This is a genomic window from Methanococcus vannielii SB (genome assembly GCF_000017165.1).
GTDB lineage: Archaea > AGJL01 > Methanococci > Methanococcales > Methanococcaceae > Methanococcus > Methanococcus vannielii.
Window position 1 is genome coordinate 621,198 of record NC_009634.1, and the last position, 14,246, is coordinate 635,443.

A 14,246-nucleotide genomic window follows, 5' to 3' on the forward strand; every position below is an offset into this window, starting at 1 on the left:
CTTAAAGCTTTTTTGATATTTCTTTTGCCCAATAAGTTATTATAAAATCTGCACCTGCCCGTTTTATGCTCAAAAGTGCTTCAAAAATTGCTTTTTCCCTGTCAATCCAGCCTTTTTCTGCTGCAGATTCGATCATTGCATATTCGCCACTTACGCTGTATCCTCCAACGGGAATAAGGGTATTTTCTTTTGCAGTTTTTATTATGTCCAAGTAAGAGAGTGCAGGTTTTACAAGTATCATATCTGCACCTTCTAATACATCCATTTGTATTTCTTTTAAAGCTTCTCTTGAATTTCCACTATCCATCTGGTAAGTTTTCCTATCTCCAAATTGAGGCGTACTTTCAGCAGCTTCCCTAAACGGCCCATAGAATGCGGATGCGTATTTTGCCGCATAACTCATTATTGAAACATTTTCGAATTCATTTTCATCTAAAGTTTTTCGAATTTTTAAAACTCTTCCATCCATCATATCAGACGGTGCTACAATATCCACACCTGCTTTTGCATAGGAAAGAGCAATATCTGCTAAAACTTCCAAAGTTTCGTCATTTAATACTTCATTGTTGCTAACAATACCGCAGTGACCGTGAGAAGTGTATTCGCACATACAAACATCTGCAATTACTAAAAGACTATCTCCAAGTTTCTTTTTCACTGCCCGAATAACTTTTTGAACCCCTCCATTTTCATCAAATGCCGAAAGTGCAAAAGGATCTTTTTCTTTTGGAATCCCAAATAAAATAACTGCTAAGACACCCAAATTTGAAATTTCAATGCACTCCAAAATTGCAGCACTAATTCCAAATCTAAATTGGCCAGGCATTGAAGATATTGGAGTTTTCTCGTTTTCATTTAAATTTTCATCAATAAAAATAGGCATTATTAAATCATTTTTTGTAAGGGTGGTTTCCCTAACTAAATTCCTTATTTTTTCACTCTTTCTAAGTCTTCTTGGTCGCATTATCATTTAATCCCCTGTAAAATAATAATTATACCCTATTTTAATATGGTTAATAAGTTTAATAATACAAATTTAAAAGCTTGTATTACTATAGTATAATAAATTTTGTTTTTAGTTTTAAAAGATTTAAAAATAGTTACTTTTTTAATTTAGTAGTTTAAGATTAAAACTTTTCAAATGCATCCTCTGCTGCAAAAGTTAACGGGTCAATTACCATTGAAACAGGAGGCGCATAACTAAATTCTTGATTTAAAAGTTCGTCAACCGTCATTTTCTTTGAAATTGCAATAGACATTGCGTCAACTCGTTCTGCAACTCGTTCTTTTGAAATAATCTGGCATCCGATAATCCTTCTTGAATTTTTTTCACATACCAGTTTTATAAATATTGGTTCACCACCCGGATAATACCTTGCCCTTGTAAGTGCTTTTGCGTTACCGATAACCACATCTATTCCATTCATTTTTGCAGCAGTTTCTGTCATACCTGTTCCACCAATTTCAAGGGCGCCAATTTTTGAAACCATGCTGTTTAGTACCGGACTACTTTCTGCATCAATTCCTGCAATGCTTTTTGCTGCAACTTTCCCCTGCCTTACAGCAGTTGTTCCAAATGGTGAAAGAGTATTTTGGCCAGTTATTGCATCAATTACTTCAACACAGTCACCAACTGCATATATGTTCTCAATTGAAGTCTGCATCAAGTTATTTGTAAGTATTGCCCATCGCCCAATCTCACAGCCTGCTAGTTTAGCAAGTTCAATGTTTGAACGAACGCCTGTTGACATTATTACAAGCTCTGTATCAATTTGTTCTTCCCCGATAATTACTGCCTTAACTTTTTCATTTCCAATAATTTTTCCGAGTGGTTTTTCTAAAATAATTCTTATTCCATTTTCTTCAAGATACTCCTGAACTATTTTTGCCATTTCTGGGTCAAGAGCCCTTGGAAACACCTGTGGAACCATTTCAACAACAGTTACATCTATTCCAATTTCTTTCAATCCAAATGCCATTTCTAAGCCGATTGCCCCTGCTCCTGCAACTACTGCTTGTTTTGTAGTTTTTGTCCATTCTTTTATGCTTTGGCCGTCTTCAATTGTTCTTACCTTAAATACCCCTTTTAAATTTACGCCATCTATTGGTGGAATAAATGGAGTTCCACCTGTTGCGATTACTAATTTTTCATAGGAAATTTCTTTTTTAATTCCTTTTTCTTCATAAATTACTATATTTTGGTTAGCTACTACATCAACTACTTTGGATTCAGTAATAACTTCAATTCCCTTTCTTTCGTAGTCTTTTGGAGTGTGCATTACTATATTTTCAAATTTTTCAATTTCTCCACCAATAACATAAGGTATTGCACATGGGGAATATGCAATATGTTTATCCTCCGTTAATATAGTAATTTTAGCATTAGCACTATATTTTTTTATATTTGATGCAGTAGTAAGTCCTCCAGCACCGCTTCCAATGATTACGACATTCATTTTTTCACCAGTAGTAAAATAAAAATATTCAGTTAAATTAAAATATAGTTTTTAAATATAGGAACTTTTTTCAGATATATAAATTTAATTGATAATACGAAAAATTAACCCAAATGGAGTCCTAAAAAAGCATTTTTTTAGATATAATTTGAAAATACGTAATTTAAAAAAATAAATGGTACAAAAATAGAGTCCTATTTATCTAATAAGTATAAAAAGAAAAAATAGAGGGTATTTATTCAATTTCTTTCATGACTTCATGATATATTGTAAAATCATAAAGTATACTGTTTATCTTTTCTGAATCGGTCATTCCTTTGAATTGACCAGTCATTGCACCTTGTTCATCCATTACTTTTACAAATGACGGCCCTAGTTCAGTTAATTTATTAATTTCATTTGTAAATCCAATGTTTGGAATTGAATGCTTTTCAACCTCTAAATCAGTTCCAAGCCATTCAACGCTTGCAGTTATTGCAAGTTCAGGATTTTTTGCAATTTCATTATTTGATAACGCCATTAATTTTAAGAATGATTTTACTGCTGATTTTTTATCTTTAATGGCATTTTCTGACGCTACAAGTACGCAGCACGGATGATTTTCCCACATGCCTTCAGGAGGAAGATTTCCAGAGTAGATTATAGGTTTTCCAATTCCTGAAAGTTTTAACTGTTCAGGAGTAGGTTCCCATGCAATTACAGCGTCTAATTCCTTACTGCTTAAAAGTTGGGGCATTGCACCTTGCCCATTACAGTTTACCAACTGAACCATTTTAGTTTTGTCGTTTGGATTTTCTGTGTAGGTTATTCCTTCAAAATCCAGTGCTGATTTTATCATAACGTACTGGATAGAGGTTGGAAGAGGATGTCCAATTTTTACGGTTTTTCCAGAATTTTGACTTTCTTTTATGTATAAAACAAATTCTTCCCAATTGTTTGCTGAAATATCGCTTCTAACAACTACTGCTGAGCCTTCGGATTGGATTGGACTTATAATTTTTGCAGCATTTCCCTGATCTATTGAAAATACTGCCGGAGGAACCCCATTTAAACCCACATCAACCTGACCTTGTGCCATTAAAGTCATAATTTTTGCGCCCCCTTCAAGTACCCTTACGAATTCAACATTTGCTATTAATTTATCGTTTTCATATAATCCGTATACTTTTTTATTCTCAATTTCTTTTAAGTAAATCCCGTAATTTTCCATGAAAATGTCGGAATGCTCTGCTGCAACAAAAAGCGGTGCATCATGGTCAGATGGTAAGTAAGCCACCTTAAGATTATATACATCTTCAGAACCACTATTTGTATCGATGCAACCTGCAAAGAGTAGCATTATTAAAAATCCCGCTAAAATTGCGTATTTTTTTATAAATAACACCTCACGTAAATATTCATAAAAAATATGTATTAAACTATATATAATTTATTAAGAAGCGTTTAACTATAATTAATGTATTAAAAAAGAAATCTAAAAATTTAATAGAGAATTCTTATTTTTTTAAACTTTTAAGTCTTGTACCGCAGTATGGGCACATCATCCATGATGAATCAACTTCACGCTTGCAATTTGAACATTTGATTATCCTATCTCGTTCTTCAATTAATTTAAATCCGCAATGTGCACAATTATTCCAATTTTCGGTAGTATGTTTTTTACAGTTTGGGCAGTCTTTTGATTCTTCAAAATTCATTTCTATTAAATTTGAGCCACAGTTTGCACAATTTTCCCAACCAAGGTCAATTACCGCGTTACAATTTTTACAGTAGTTTAAAGTTTCTACAAACTTTGAACCTAATGTTATCTTTAATTTTTCAAGAGTTATTGTAGCTTCTCTTTTTAAAACTTCGTCAACGTCATATTCCATTATTCGCTCTAATCCCGAGATAATTCTTTGAATTGACTGTTTATCGGTCATTTCCATGTATTGTAATGATTCAGGCCTTAAAATTGTTAAATCAACAATCTTTTTTAACGTTATTAATTTAGTTGCAGGCACTGAACTTTTGAGGCCGTTTATAATACTTGCTCTCTCTTCCTCATTTATTGGAATCACTGTAACCATTTTCTTCCTCCATCCAGTAGGGGATATTTTCATCCATTACATTTAATTTTCCAATTTTAACTAATTTACGATAGTAATATTCCATATATGTTAAAACTTCTGATTCAGAAGCGTCCCCTAATTTAGATATCTCTATTTCCCATCGTCCAGTACGGTAAGTATAATATGGAAGCATTTTACCGCTATAATTATAATAAGATATTATTTCAACCTCTTCAACATTTTCAAAGTGGTTATAAGAATACCATAATATATAGCAAAGTTGTAACTTAGTCTGTTTATCAAGGTCACCCTTATGCCTTCTCCCAAGTTCATTTTTAACCTGGTAAGCACGAATAAGTTTCCCATTTTGAATGTTAACGTTTTGAACTTCGTAAACTCCATATTTTTCAAATCTTTCCATTTCAGATTTGTTCTGTTCCCTATCCTGAATAATTATAATTGGAGCCATTGCAAGAATTATAATTATAACGGATAATACAATATATTCCTTTAAAATCATGGTTTTCACAAAGAATCTTTACGAAAGAAGGAGTTTTGAATCAATCATGCTTTCCCCCTTAAGCAAGTCATGATGATTATTTATTTCTTCCCCGATATTTATAAGATTGTGCATTTCCCTTTTAAGAGGCATTTTTCTAAAATGTTCACGTTTATTTAATTCATACATATACCTTAAAGTCTCTCTTTCACGGAAATTTTTATTTTTAGACTCTTTGTCAAGATTTAATAACTTTAATTTATCAATTTTCTCAGAAACATCCTCTGAAAATATTTCTAAATACCTTTCAGAAAATTTATCAAATTTTTTAGTCTTTAAAAGGTAATTTCCAAGTTTTTCCCGCTCTTCCCAATATATCCTCGTATTTTCATCCAAATTAGTTTTTTCACTTTTTTCAGCACCATTTATCGAAAGTTCAATTAGTTGGTCATGATAAAGCTCTTCACAACAATCTACTGCATGATTTATCATTTTTTTACCGGTTTTTCCAATTTGAACTCCATTACAATAGTGTTTTAATATCAAAAGCATTTCTCCGTTCCATTTTACCATAAAACTAAATGGAAAGAGTTTGCACATAGCAGGTTTTGATTCATAGTTTTTTTCAATCTGTATTCGGCATAAATTATCATTTATAAGGCTGCATTTTCCATTCTTAAGTGCTAAAACGTGCTTGTATTCTGAATTTGATTTCTCAATATGGTTTTCATATCCTTGAAGTCTTAGTTTATCAAAGTATGTTAAGTATACCCTCCAGTTTTTACAGCTACAACAATAAGTACAGTTTATACATGAATATTTAAGTCCTTCAAACGTAATTTCAAAGCGCATGCTGCCTCTTTTGACTACAAATCGTCATTAAAAAGTTCTTTATTTTTGATAAATTCGGGAGTATTTTTTTCACTTTCAATAGCCCATAATTCATCGAATTTAACATCCTCTCCGCCATAGTCTCCCAAAAATCTATTAATTTTTACAAGTGCAGGAATTTTTAAACAAGGCCCTATTAAAACAGCTTCACCCACATTTAAACCAGGAAGTTGCTTTAAAAGGTCTTCACTTAAGTTTTCAGATGCGTGCTGCACGTGTTTTTGGTCGCTTGGCTCTATCAGTTTTGATATTATAAAATTATTACATTGAGATAAGGACTCTTGGTCAAGCGTTTTTGGCCTTTGAGAAACTAAGCAAATGCCCACTCCAAATTTACGACCTTCTCTTGCAATTTTTGAAATAGGTGATTTTGATTTTGTGGGCCGATTTTGGGGCACTATCAAGTGTGCCTCTTCGTATATTAAAAATATTGGTTTTGCAACTTTTGTATCCCATAAAACCTTTTTTCTATCTTTTAAAATCTCTTTTGTAAAATAGGATATTATCAAATCAGTGCTGTTTTCATCAAGTTCACTTACATCGACAATATTTATGAAGTTTTCTTTTATGTCGTGTAATGGATTATAATTTATTGCAGTTATTTTTTCTTTAAACGTTATTAAATCTTCAAATCTCATTATAAGCGTTAAAATACTGTCCGCCTTATTTTTAAATTCATCCATTCCCATGTAATAATTTAATTCGTTTATTATGGCGTTTATATATTCATCCACAGCATTAAAATCGACTTCTTTAAAAGATTCTTTAATTTTTTTCATTGCACGTCTTCCAAGTGCTCTTTGAACGGTAGCCTGTGAGTCAACGCCTGAAAGATCCATTAAAGCATCATAAGACATGTTATAAACGTTTATTTTTGGTTTTATAATATTTTTTCTAATCTCACTATTTTTAGATTCTAATTCGACATATTCTCGATGCATATCAAATACTAAAACCGTTGCTTTGATATTATTTAACTGCTCTAAGATTACTGAAACCGTATTTGACTTACCCATTCCAGTAATTGCTAAAATTGCAAGATGTCTTGAACACAGCTTGTTTACATCCAATTTAACCTTAGAATCTGCAGAAATCAACTTTCCTATCTCTATTGAACCATTTGAAAATATTTCTTCAAGTATTTCGTCAGGTGCTTTAAAAACTTCAGTACCTGGTTTTGGAGGTATTCTTGGGATTTGCATATTTTTTACATCCCCAAGTATCTTTATTTTTCCAATCACATAATATGAATCATTATTCTCGAAATTTTTTAATTTTTCAAGGTCTTTTACATTAAAAACGTCTTCAAAAACCTTACATCCTTGATTTACTGATTCAACCATTCCCAAAATTTCTAAATCGCCGTACTTTAATAGAGCATAACTTCCAATTTCAGGTAGCTGTTTTGCAAGAAAATCAAGTTCGGTATTTGTCGTTTCACCAATAATGTAGCCCATTAAAGATTCCAAATTACCTACCTCCGTTAAATTGAAGATGATTAAAAAAATTAATATAAGTTAATATAATGTAGTATAAATTAATATAAATTAAGTTTAGATAGATTACTACTGCCCTTGAACTTTTTCTTTTAATTTATTTTGTAATGTAACATTAATGAGTTTACCGTCAGCTTTTCCACGTAATTGTGCCATACAACGTCCCATTAAAAGTCCTGTTGCCCCCATTCCTTTTTCATTAACTATCAAAATATTTTGGTTTATTATATCTAAAATTACCGCTTCAACTTCTTCTTTTGACATTTTAGACAGGCCTGCAACATCTAAAACTTCATCAAGTTTCATATTTGGATTATTGATATATCCTTTTATTACCTCAGGAATTGCTTCTTTTGACATTTTATCTTCAGAAAGGCCCAAAAATAATTCATTTAAGTGTTCATCAGTTAAAACTTCCGTATCAAGCCCTTCACGTTTTATTTCTTTTAATGTGGCTTCAAGAGTCGTTGCAATTAATGTAGGTTTTATATTTGGGTATTTCTTTGATAAATTTTCAAATAATTCAACGTTATATGACATTACCATCTGTTTTGCAAGGTCTTCATTCAACTCATATTCTTTTATAAATCGGATAGTTTTTTCTTCTGGCATTTCTGGGAGATTATTTTTGATTCTTTCGCAAATTTCGCTGGTTATTAAAATTTTTGGAACATCTGTTTCAGGATACATCCTAGCAGCACCTGGAAGGGGCCGTAAATATGAAGTATTTCCGTCATCAAGCGCTTTTCGGGTTTCTTCAGGAATTCCAATTAAAGATTCCTTTGCCCTTTCAATTACCGCCAAAAGAGCCCTTTCAGCTTTGTTTTTAGCATCCGCAACTAAAATTACGGCATCATTTTCGCCACAATTCATGAATTTTTTTAATTTATTGACTTCTTCGTCAGTTATTCCATATTTTGGAAGTTCATCAGTGTGGAACAATCCCCCCACCCCTCCGAGTACCTTTCCACGATCTGAAAATTCGGTTCCAAGTCGCCTCCCAGGTTGAACTTCTTTTCCAATCAATCCTGAAAACCCTTTTAAAAGAATTGCTTTAATTACCCCTTTATTTTTAAGTGCGCCCCGTAAAACTTTTGATTCTGTATCATTTAAAAGTTCCGTAACATCGATAATTTCGTCCAAAACTTCTGCATTTCTACCAATAAGTTCTTCTTTAAGGTTATTTAATGAAACTTGTCTTGTAACCTCATTTTCAATTATTTTTTCGATTAAATCAAGATTTTGAACTCCTTTAACTTCGATTCTTGCACCGTTTTTGATAGATATATTCACGTCCTGACGGATAGTGCCAAGTCCCCGTTTAACTTTTCCAGTTGCCCTTAAAATCGTTCCAATCCTTCTTGCAGCCTCTTTACCCATTTTTGGGGAAGTAATATCCGGTTCTGTCGTAATTTCTAAAAGTGGAATTCCAAGTCTATCTACACAGTATTTTGTGTAATCCCTTCCATCTTCGACTTTTTTACAGGAATCTTCTTCTAAACAAAGGCTCGTAATCCTTATTTTTCCATATTCTGTTTCTATAAATCCATCTTGGGATACAAACATTGTTCTTTGAAAACCGGAAGTATTTGACCCATCAATTACCATCTTTCTCATTACATGAATTTCATCAGCAAAATTCATGTTCATCAACGTTGAAACTTCTAAAGCTGTATTTAATCCTTCTTCTGAGACATTATGGGGGGGTTCATCATCAAGTTCAACAAGACACGTTGTATCATTATAATACTGGTAAATAAACTTCTTTTCTTTTCTAGACTCTAAAATTGCCGCTTTATCAACTTGCCCCATTTCACTTTGAGATGGCCTTAAAAATCTTTCAATTTCCCCATGTGGTTCATCATCTCTTATTTTTGTCGGGCAATTGCAAAAAAGCTTTCTTTTAGTATTTAACTGCTGGTGTATCTCAAGCCCTACTTTTAATCCTAGTTTTTCATAGTCGTAATCCATTTTTCCACCAAAAATCTAAAGTATAGTGATAAAAATTATTAAAATCCAAGTTAAATTAATAAATCCAATTTAAACCAATATTATAAATTTACATGTTAATATTTTAAATTAATCGATTCATTAATTTCTCCTACCCTATTTTTACAAATTAATTTTTTAGCATCTTTTAAATCATAATTTCCAAGTAAGTGCATTATTTTAACAAATAAAACTTCCGAAAGAATATCTTCACATGGTAGTACCCCTAAAGACTGTAATTCCCGCCCATTAGAATAAATATTCATATTTACCCGTCCATTAATAGTTTGTGTCGACATTAAAACTAAAACATTATTTTTATTTGCATAATCTATACCACTAAAAAAAGTTTCTGGAGTATGCCCTAAGCCAGTTCCTTCGAGAACAATTGCTTTGTAACCTTTATCGACGTAAAATTTCAAAATTTCTGAATCAATTCCGGGATAAACTTTTATCAAAGCAATTTTTTCTTCCAATTTTTTATTTATTGATACTTTTTTAATTTTTGACGAGTTTTGAGGTTTTATCTCTCTTAAATAGGTTATTTCTTTAGTAAATGGATTAATTTTTGCAACAGGCGTGTTATTTACTGATTTAAATGCATCTCTTCTTGAAGAATGAAGTTTTCTAACCTTTACCCCTTCGTGTAAGTTACATATAGTATCATCAATTTCCCCGTGCATTACAACATAAACCCCTTTTATAGGTTCTGTTGCAGCCATTACTGCTGAAATGATATTTAGTGCTGCGTCAGATGACGGCCTATCACTGCTTCTTTGAGCGCCAACTAAAATTATTGGAACTTCTGATTCTACCATAAATGATAATGCGGCAGCAGTATAGTGCATAGTGTCAGTTCCATGGGTAATTACTATCCCTTCAGCTCCATTTTCGATTTCTTCCTTTATTGCTTCTGCAGTCATTACCCAGTACTTGGGGAGCATGTTCTCACTTAAAATGTTTAAAATAGCTCTTCCCTTGATATTTGCAATGTCTAAAAGTTCAGGGACTGCCCTTATTAAGTCGTTTGCCGTAAATGCAGGATGAACTGCCCCAGTTTTATAATCCACTCTTGAAGCAACTGTCCCCCCAGTTGATAAAATTGAAATATTTTTTAAGTTAGGATTTTTTTCCAAATTTAGTGGCTTAAATTCGTTATTTGAGGACGTTAAAGGTTGAAAATTTGAAGAATTTTCTGGTTTTAATATTTCAATTGATTTTATTTTGGTTTTTTTAAGTCCTACATTATAGCCACTCTTCATTTTTACTACAATTGTATCTTCATTGATTGAGGGCATTAATGTACCACAATACATGGTATTCTCCATTTTAATTTTTACAAAGTCGCCGACATCCATTTTTCCACCTTTTAAAAACACTAGTCTAGGATATAATTGTCATTTATGGTATAAAAAAATTAAACTTAGAGATTTTAATGTTTAATCCCTAAAGTTTATTAAATTTCTTCAATATATTCTTTTACAATTGGAATCAGCCTATCTATCGTTTTTGGAGTATATTTTGGGGAGATACTAAATACTGCAAAGTCAAAAGTTCCTTTTTCAAAATAGTCCTTCCCCAAAACCATTTTAAAAGGAACTTCAGGTTCTAAATCCAAAATAATTTTATTTTTGATGTCATGATTAATATTTTTATCCGTTTTCACGTTTTTTTCAATTTTTTTAAGCTGTATTATTCCACTTTTTAAATCGTAATCCTTAAAATGAAAATCTAAAAGGTCATTTCCTCCTTTTGGGTGATTAACATACGTTAGTTCATTGATCCAACGATTTGCAATCGCAAAGGAAAGATAATTTCCTTCATAAATCATTTCAGGACTATTTCTTTTTTCAAGAGGATTATGAAGAAGTTCTTCCATTATATACCTATAGGAAAAATCTCCAAAACCTAAATCAGCATGGGCATCGATATGAATAACCTCAAAAGGAACATCAAGTTGATTTTTTTCAATCAGTTCGTTCCAAAAATAAAACGCTTCGTGGTGTTTTTTTACAATTCTTCCTTTTATCTTATTATTTCTAGATAAATTACAGTTTTTTTCTAAAAATTCGGAAAATTTATCTTTTTTCCATGCAATATATTCCTTTTCATCAAGTCTTTTATTTCCTTTTTTCCAAAATGCTATTTTATTTAAAAAAAAATCCAAATCAATATCTAATACTCGCATGATTTCACTATATTATCCCACTACAATAGTTCACTACATATTTCACTACGGTATACATTACTATACAAATTTAACCAGTACTCCAAAATATATTGGTTTTATAATATAAATAAAAAGTCATAAAATATACTACTACAATACTATTACTGGATGTTACTATATATTATTAATAAATTCTAACAAATGTAATGTAAGGTGATTACTTTGAATATTTTGTGTATTGATATTGGCAAGGGCACTCAAGACATATTATATTTTGATACTGAAAAAAACGTTGAAAATTCAATTAAACTAATACTTCCATCCCCAACAACAATCATTTCAAGGAAAATTAAGAAATTAAAGGAAAATTTAAGAATTGACGGGGACATAATGGGTGGGGGCCCAGTTGCATTTGCAATAATGCAAAAGCTAAAGCAAGGGTACAGTGTAGAAATTTCCGAAAATTGTGCAAAAACGATAAGGGATGATTTAGACGAAGTTAGGGCAAAAGGAATTACCATAAAAGAAAATATTGGGGATCCAAATGTATATTTAAAAGACCTTGACTTTGAAATGTTGAATGCGGTTTTTTCGTCAATAGGAATAGATTTTTCCCCGAATAGTGTCTGTGTAGCGTGCCAAGATCATGGATTTATGAAAGGGCAAAGTGACAGGATTACAAGATTTAAATACTTTGAAAAAAAGTTAAATGAAACAAATAATCCTTATGAGTTTTATTTTGATAATAAAAAATACAAAACTGAAAATTTTTCCAGATTTGAATCAGTATTAAAAATACTTGATGAGAATAAATACAAAGGATTTGTAATGGATAGTAAAATGGCATCTGTTTGTGGCATACTAAATTATGCAGTTGAAAATAACATTAACGAATTTATAGGTCTTGATATTGGAAATGGACATACTTTAGGAGTTTCAATAGCCAATAAACAAATTAATGGACTGTTTGAGCATCATACGGGATTGATAGATGCGGAAAAATTAAAAGGTATTGTAGAAAAAATGAGTATGGGGCTTTTAAAAAATGAAGAAATATATGCGGATAACGGGCATGGTGCTTGTGTCAATAATAAAACTTCACCTGAAAACATATATATTTCAGGGCCAAATCGGGAATTATTTAAACAATACGGAAATTACGCATACCCTGGTGGTGACGTGATGATTACCGGGTGTATTGGGCTTTTAGATGTTTACAGGTATAAAAAATAATATAATTAAGCTTAATATTATTAAAAGTAATATATGTTCAAAATAACAATTTTATTTTTTAAAAGATTTTAAAAAAGGGATATATTATTTTTTTAATTCCCAATCTTTAAGTCGTATAACTTTTCCAAGTGTGTTTCCACGATTTATTTCTTCTTTAACCCTATCTTCACGTTCTTTTACATCTATTGCACGATTTGCAATTTCCATTGCATCTTTTTTTGGAACTACTATAATTCCATTTTCGTCACCAATAATCCAATCACCAGGTTCAACAGTTCTTCCAGCACACAAAATTGCTGAATTTATTTCACCAAAGCCTTTTGGTTCACCTGCTGTTGGAGTTATACTTTTTGAAAAAACAGGAATTCCAATTTTTAAAATTTCTTCTACGTCCCTTACAGCCCCATCTACTATAACTGCAACTATACCTTTTGTTTTGCACGAAAGTGTTGCAAGTCCGCCCCAGCAAGAAATTTCAGAACCGCAATTATCAATTACTAAAACGTCACCGGCACTGCATACGTCTATTGCACTTACAGGTTTACTCCAATCGCCTGCATACGTTCTAACAGTAACCGCGGGCCCTGCAAACTTCAAAGGTTTTTTAAAATCCACTACGGGTTTTAATCCCCTCATTTCACCAGTTCTGTGCATTGCATCGCTTATATTGGAAGTGCTGACAATTTTAAAAGCATCTAACAATTCTTTTTCATTAAATTTCTTAAATTTGCTGGTTGATATTGGTTTTCCAGTCTTTAAACTTGTAATAATGTCCCTTGCAGTTTTTTCAGGACTTTCTGATTTATAAAGTGGCCCGCCCACAATTATTATATCTGCTCCAGCTTCATAAGCTTTTACAGCAGTTTCACTATTTAATCCACCTGCTGCTGCAATTTTTGCGTGTTTACATCTTTCTGAAACTTTTTTAACGAGTTCTACAGGGTCAATGTTTAAAACTTGTTGGTCAAGTCCAACGTGTATGTTTATAATATCAACACCCAGTTTTTCAAGTTCATAAGCACGTTCTACAGGGTCATATGTAGCTATTAAGTCAGTTCCAACCAATACTCCGTATTTTTTTCCTGCAAGCACTGCTTCTTTTATCATTGAATCAGGGCCTACCCCAAGTATCAATATAACGTCTGCTCCAGCTTTTGCAGCCATTTCAACTTCAGTACTTCCTGCATCCATTGTTTTCATATCTGCTACAATCGTTAAATTTGGAAAATTTTCCCTTAATTTACGGATTGCATTCATTCCTTCGGATTTTATGAGGGGAGTTCCCGCTTCAATCCATGTTACCCCGCCTAAAACCGCCTCTTTTGCAATTTCTATTGCTCTTGGAAGGTCTAAAAGGTCAAGGGCAACTTGAACTGGAGGTATGTCATAGTTTTCCATAATATCACCTTTTTAAAATAAAAAGTAATTAAATTGGCAGTTAAAATAAAATATAAAAACTAA

12 protein-coding genes are annotated in these 14,246 nt (G+C 32.0%); 1 reads left to right on the plus strand and 11 read right to left on the minus strand.

Annotation, left to right across the window (positions count from 1 at the left end; translation table 11 throughout):
* Nucleotide 1: 1 nt before the first annotated feature.
* The 10 genes from hemB to MEVAN_RS02950 form a co-directional block, all read right to left on the minus strand.
* The gene (gene hemB / locus MEVAN_RS02905; RefSeq protein ID WP_011972381.1) at nt 2–970 is read right to left on the minus strand and encodes a porphobilinogen synthase; all 969 of its coding nucleotides are present in this window, start codon (nt 968–970) and stop codon (nt 2–4) included.
* 157 nt (nt 971–1,127) lie between these two features.
* A complete protein-coding gene (locus tag MEVAN_RS02910; RefSeq protein WP_011972382.1) occupies nt 1,128–2,456 on the minus strand; it encodes an FAD-dependent oxidoreductase in 1,329 nt (442 codons plus the stop codon).
* A 235-nt stretch (nt 2,457–2,691) separates the two neighbouring features.
* Complete coding sequence (locus MEVAN_RS02915; protein ID WP_048059135.1) at nt 2,692–3,840, minus strand: ABC transporter substrate-binding protein; 1,149 nt, start codon at nt 3,838–3,840, stop codon at nt 2,692–2,694.
* 112 nt (nt 3,841–3,952) lie between these two features.
* Nucleotides 3,953–4,525 carry a zinc ribbon domain-containing protein gene (locus MEVAN_RS02920; RefSeq protein ID WP_011972384.1) on the minus strand — a complete coding sequence of 191 codons (573 nt, stop codon included), beginning with the start codon at nt 4,523–4,525 and terminating at the stop codon, nt 3,953–3,955.
* The gene (locus MEVAN_RS02925) at nt 4,500–5,027 is read right to left on the minus strand and encodes a hypothetical protein (RefSeq protein ID WP_011972385.1); all 528 of its coding nucleotides are present in this window, start codon (nt 5,025–5,027) and stop codon (nt 4,500–4,502) included. Before MEVAN_RS02925 ends, MEVAN_RS02920 begins: the two co-directional genes overlap by 26 nt.
* An 18-nt stretch (nt 5,028–5,045) precedes the next feature.
* Nucleotides 5,046–5,858, minus strand: coding sequence for a YkgJ family cysteine cluster protein (locus MEVAN_RS02930; protein ID WP_011972386.1), 813 nt, complete (start codon nt 5,856–5,858; stop codon nt 5,046–5,048).
* A 14-nt stretch (nt 5,859–5,872) separates the two neighbouring features.
* On the minus strand, nt 5,873–7,366 hold the full coding sequence (locus tag MEVAN_RS02935) for a helicase HerA domain-containing protein (protein WP_048059136.1): 1,494 nt from the start codon (nt 7,364–7,366) through the stop codon (nt 5,873–5,875).
* A gap of 96 nt (nt 7,367–7,462) precedes the next feature.
* Entirely contained in the window at nt 7,463–9,364 is a 1,902-nt protein-coding gene (gene gatE, locus MEVAN_RS02940) for a Glu-tRNA(Gln) amidotransferase subunit GatE (RefSeq protein ID WP_011972388.1), read from the minus strand.
* 95 nt (nt 9,365–9,459) lie between these two features.
* On the minus strand, nt 9,460–10,740 hold the full coding sequence (gatD, locus tag MEVAN_RS02945) for a Glu-tRNA(Gln) amidotransferase subunit GatD (RefSeq protein ID WP_011972389.1): 1,281 nt from the start codon (nt 10,738–10,740) through the stop codon (nt 9,460–9,462).
* 98 nt (nt 10,741–10,838) lie between these two features.
* Nucleotides 10,839–11,570 carry a peptide arginase family protein gene (locus tag MEVAN_RS02950; RefSeq protein ID WP_011972390.1) on the minus strand — a complete coding sequence of 244 codons (732 nt, stop codon included), beginning with the start codon at nt 11,568–11,570 and terminating at the stop codon, nt 10,839–10,841.
* A 204-nt stretch (nt 11,571–11,774) separates the two neighbouring features.
* On the opposite strand from MEVAN_RS02950, the gene MEVAN_RS02955 reads away from it, so the two are divergent.
* Nucleotides 11,775–12,785: a DUF1786 domain-containing protein gene (locus tag MEVAN_RS02955; RefSeq protein WP_011972391.1), complete on the plus strand. Its 1,011-nt coding sequence runs from the start codon at nt 11,775–11,777 to the stop codon at nt 12,783–12,785.
* Nucleotides 12,786–12,869: 84 nt separating this feature from the next.
* On the opposite strand, the gene hxlA is transcribed toward MEVAN_RS02955, so the two are convergent.
* The gene (gene hxlA / locus MEVAN_RS02960) at nt 12,870–14,183 is read right to left on the minus strand and encodes a 3-hexulose-6-phosphate synthase (protein ID WP_011972392.1); all 1,314 of its coding nucleotides are present in this window, start codon (nt 14,181–14,183) and stop codon (nt 12,870–12,872) included.
* Nucleotides 14,184–14,246: the final 63 nt, after the last annotated feature.

Bases quoted from the DNA above. Each gene is read 5' to 3' on its own strand.
- hemB (WP_011972381.1), bottom strand. From the start codon at position 970: ATGATAATGCGACCAAGAAGACTTAGAAAGAGTGAAAAAATAAGGAAT.
- MEVAN_RS02910 (WP_011972382.1), bottom strand. From the start codon at position 2,456: ATGAATGTCGTAATCATTGGAAGCGGTGCTGGAGGACTTACTACTGCA.
- MEVAN_RS02920 (WP_011972384.1), bottom strand. From the start codon at position 4,525: ATGGTTACAGTGATTCCAATAAATGAGGAAGAGAGAGCAAGTATTATA.
- MEVAN_RS02925 (WP_011972385.1), bottom strand. From the start codon at position 5,027: ATGATTTTAAAGGAATATATTGTATTATCCGTTATAATTATAATTCTT.
- MEVAN_RS02930 (WP_011972386.1), bottom strand. From the start codon at position 5,858: ATGCGCTTTGAAATTACGTTTGAAGGACTTAAATATTCATGTATAAAC.
- gatE (WP_011972388.1), bottom strand. From the start codon at position 9,364: ATGGATTACGACTATGAAAAACTAGGATTAAAAGTAGGGCTTGAGATA.
- gatD (WP_011972389.1), bottom strand. From the start codon at position 10,740: ATGGATGTCGGCGACTTTGTAAAAATTAAAATGGAGAATACCATGTAT.
- MEVAN_RS02950 (WP_011972390.1), bottom strand. From the start codon at position 11,570: ATGCGAGTATTAGATATTGATTTGGATTTTTTTTTAAATAAAATAGCA.
- hxlA (WP_011972392.1), bottom strand. From the start codon at position 14,183: ATGGAAAACTATGACATACCTCCAGTTCAAGTTGCCCTTGACCTTTTA.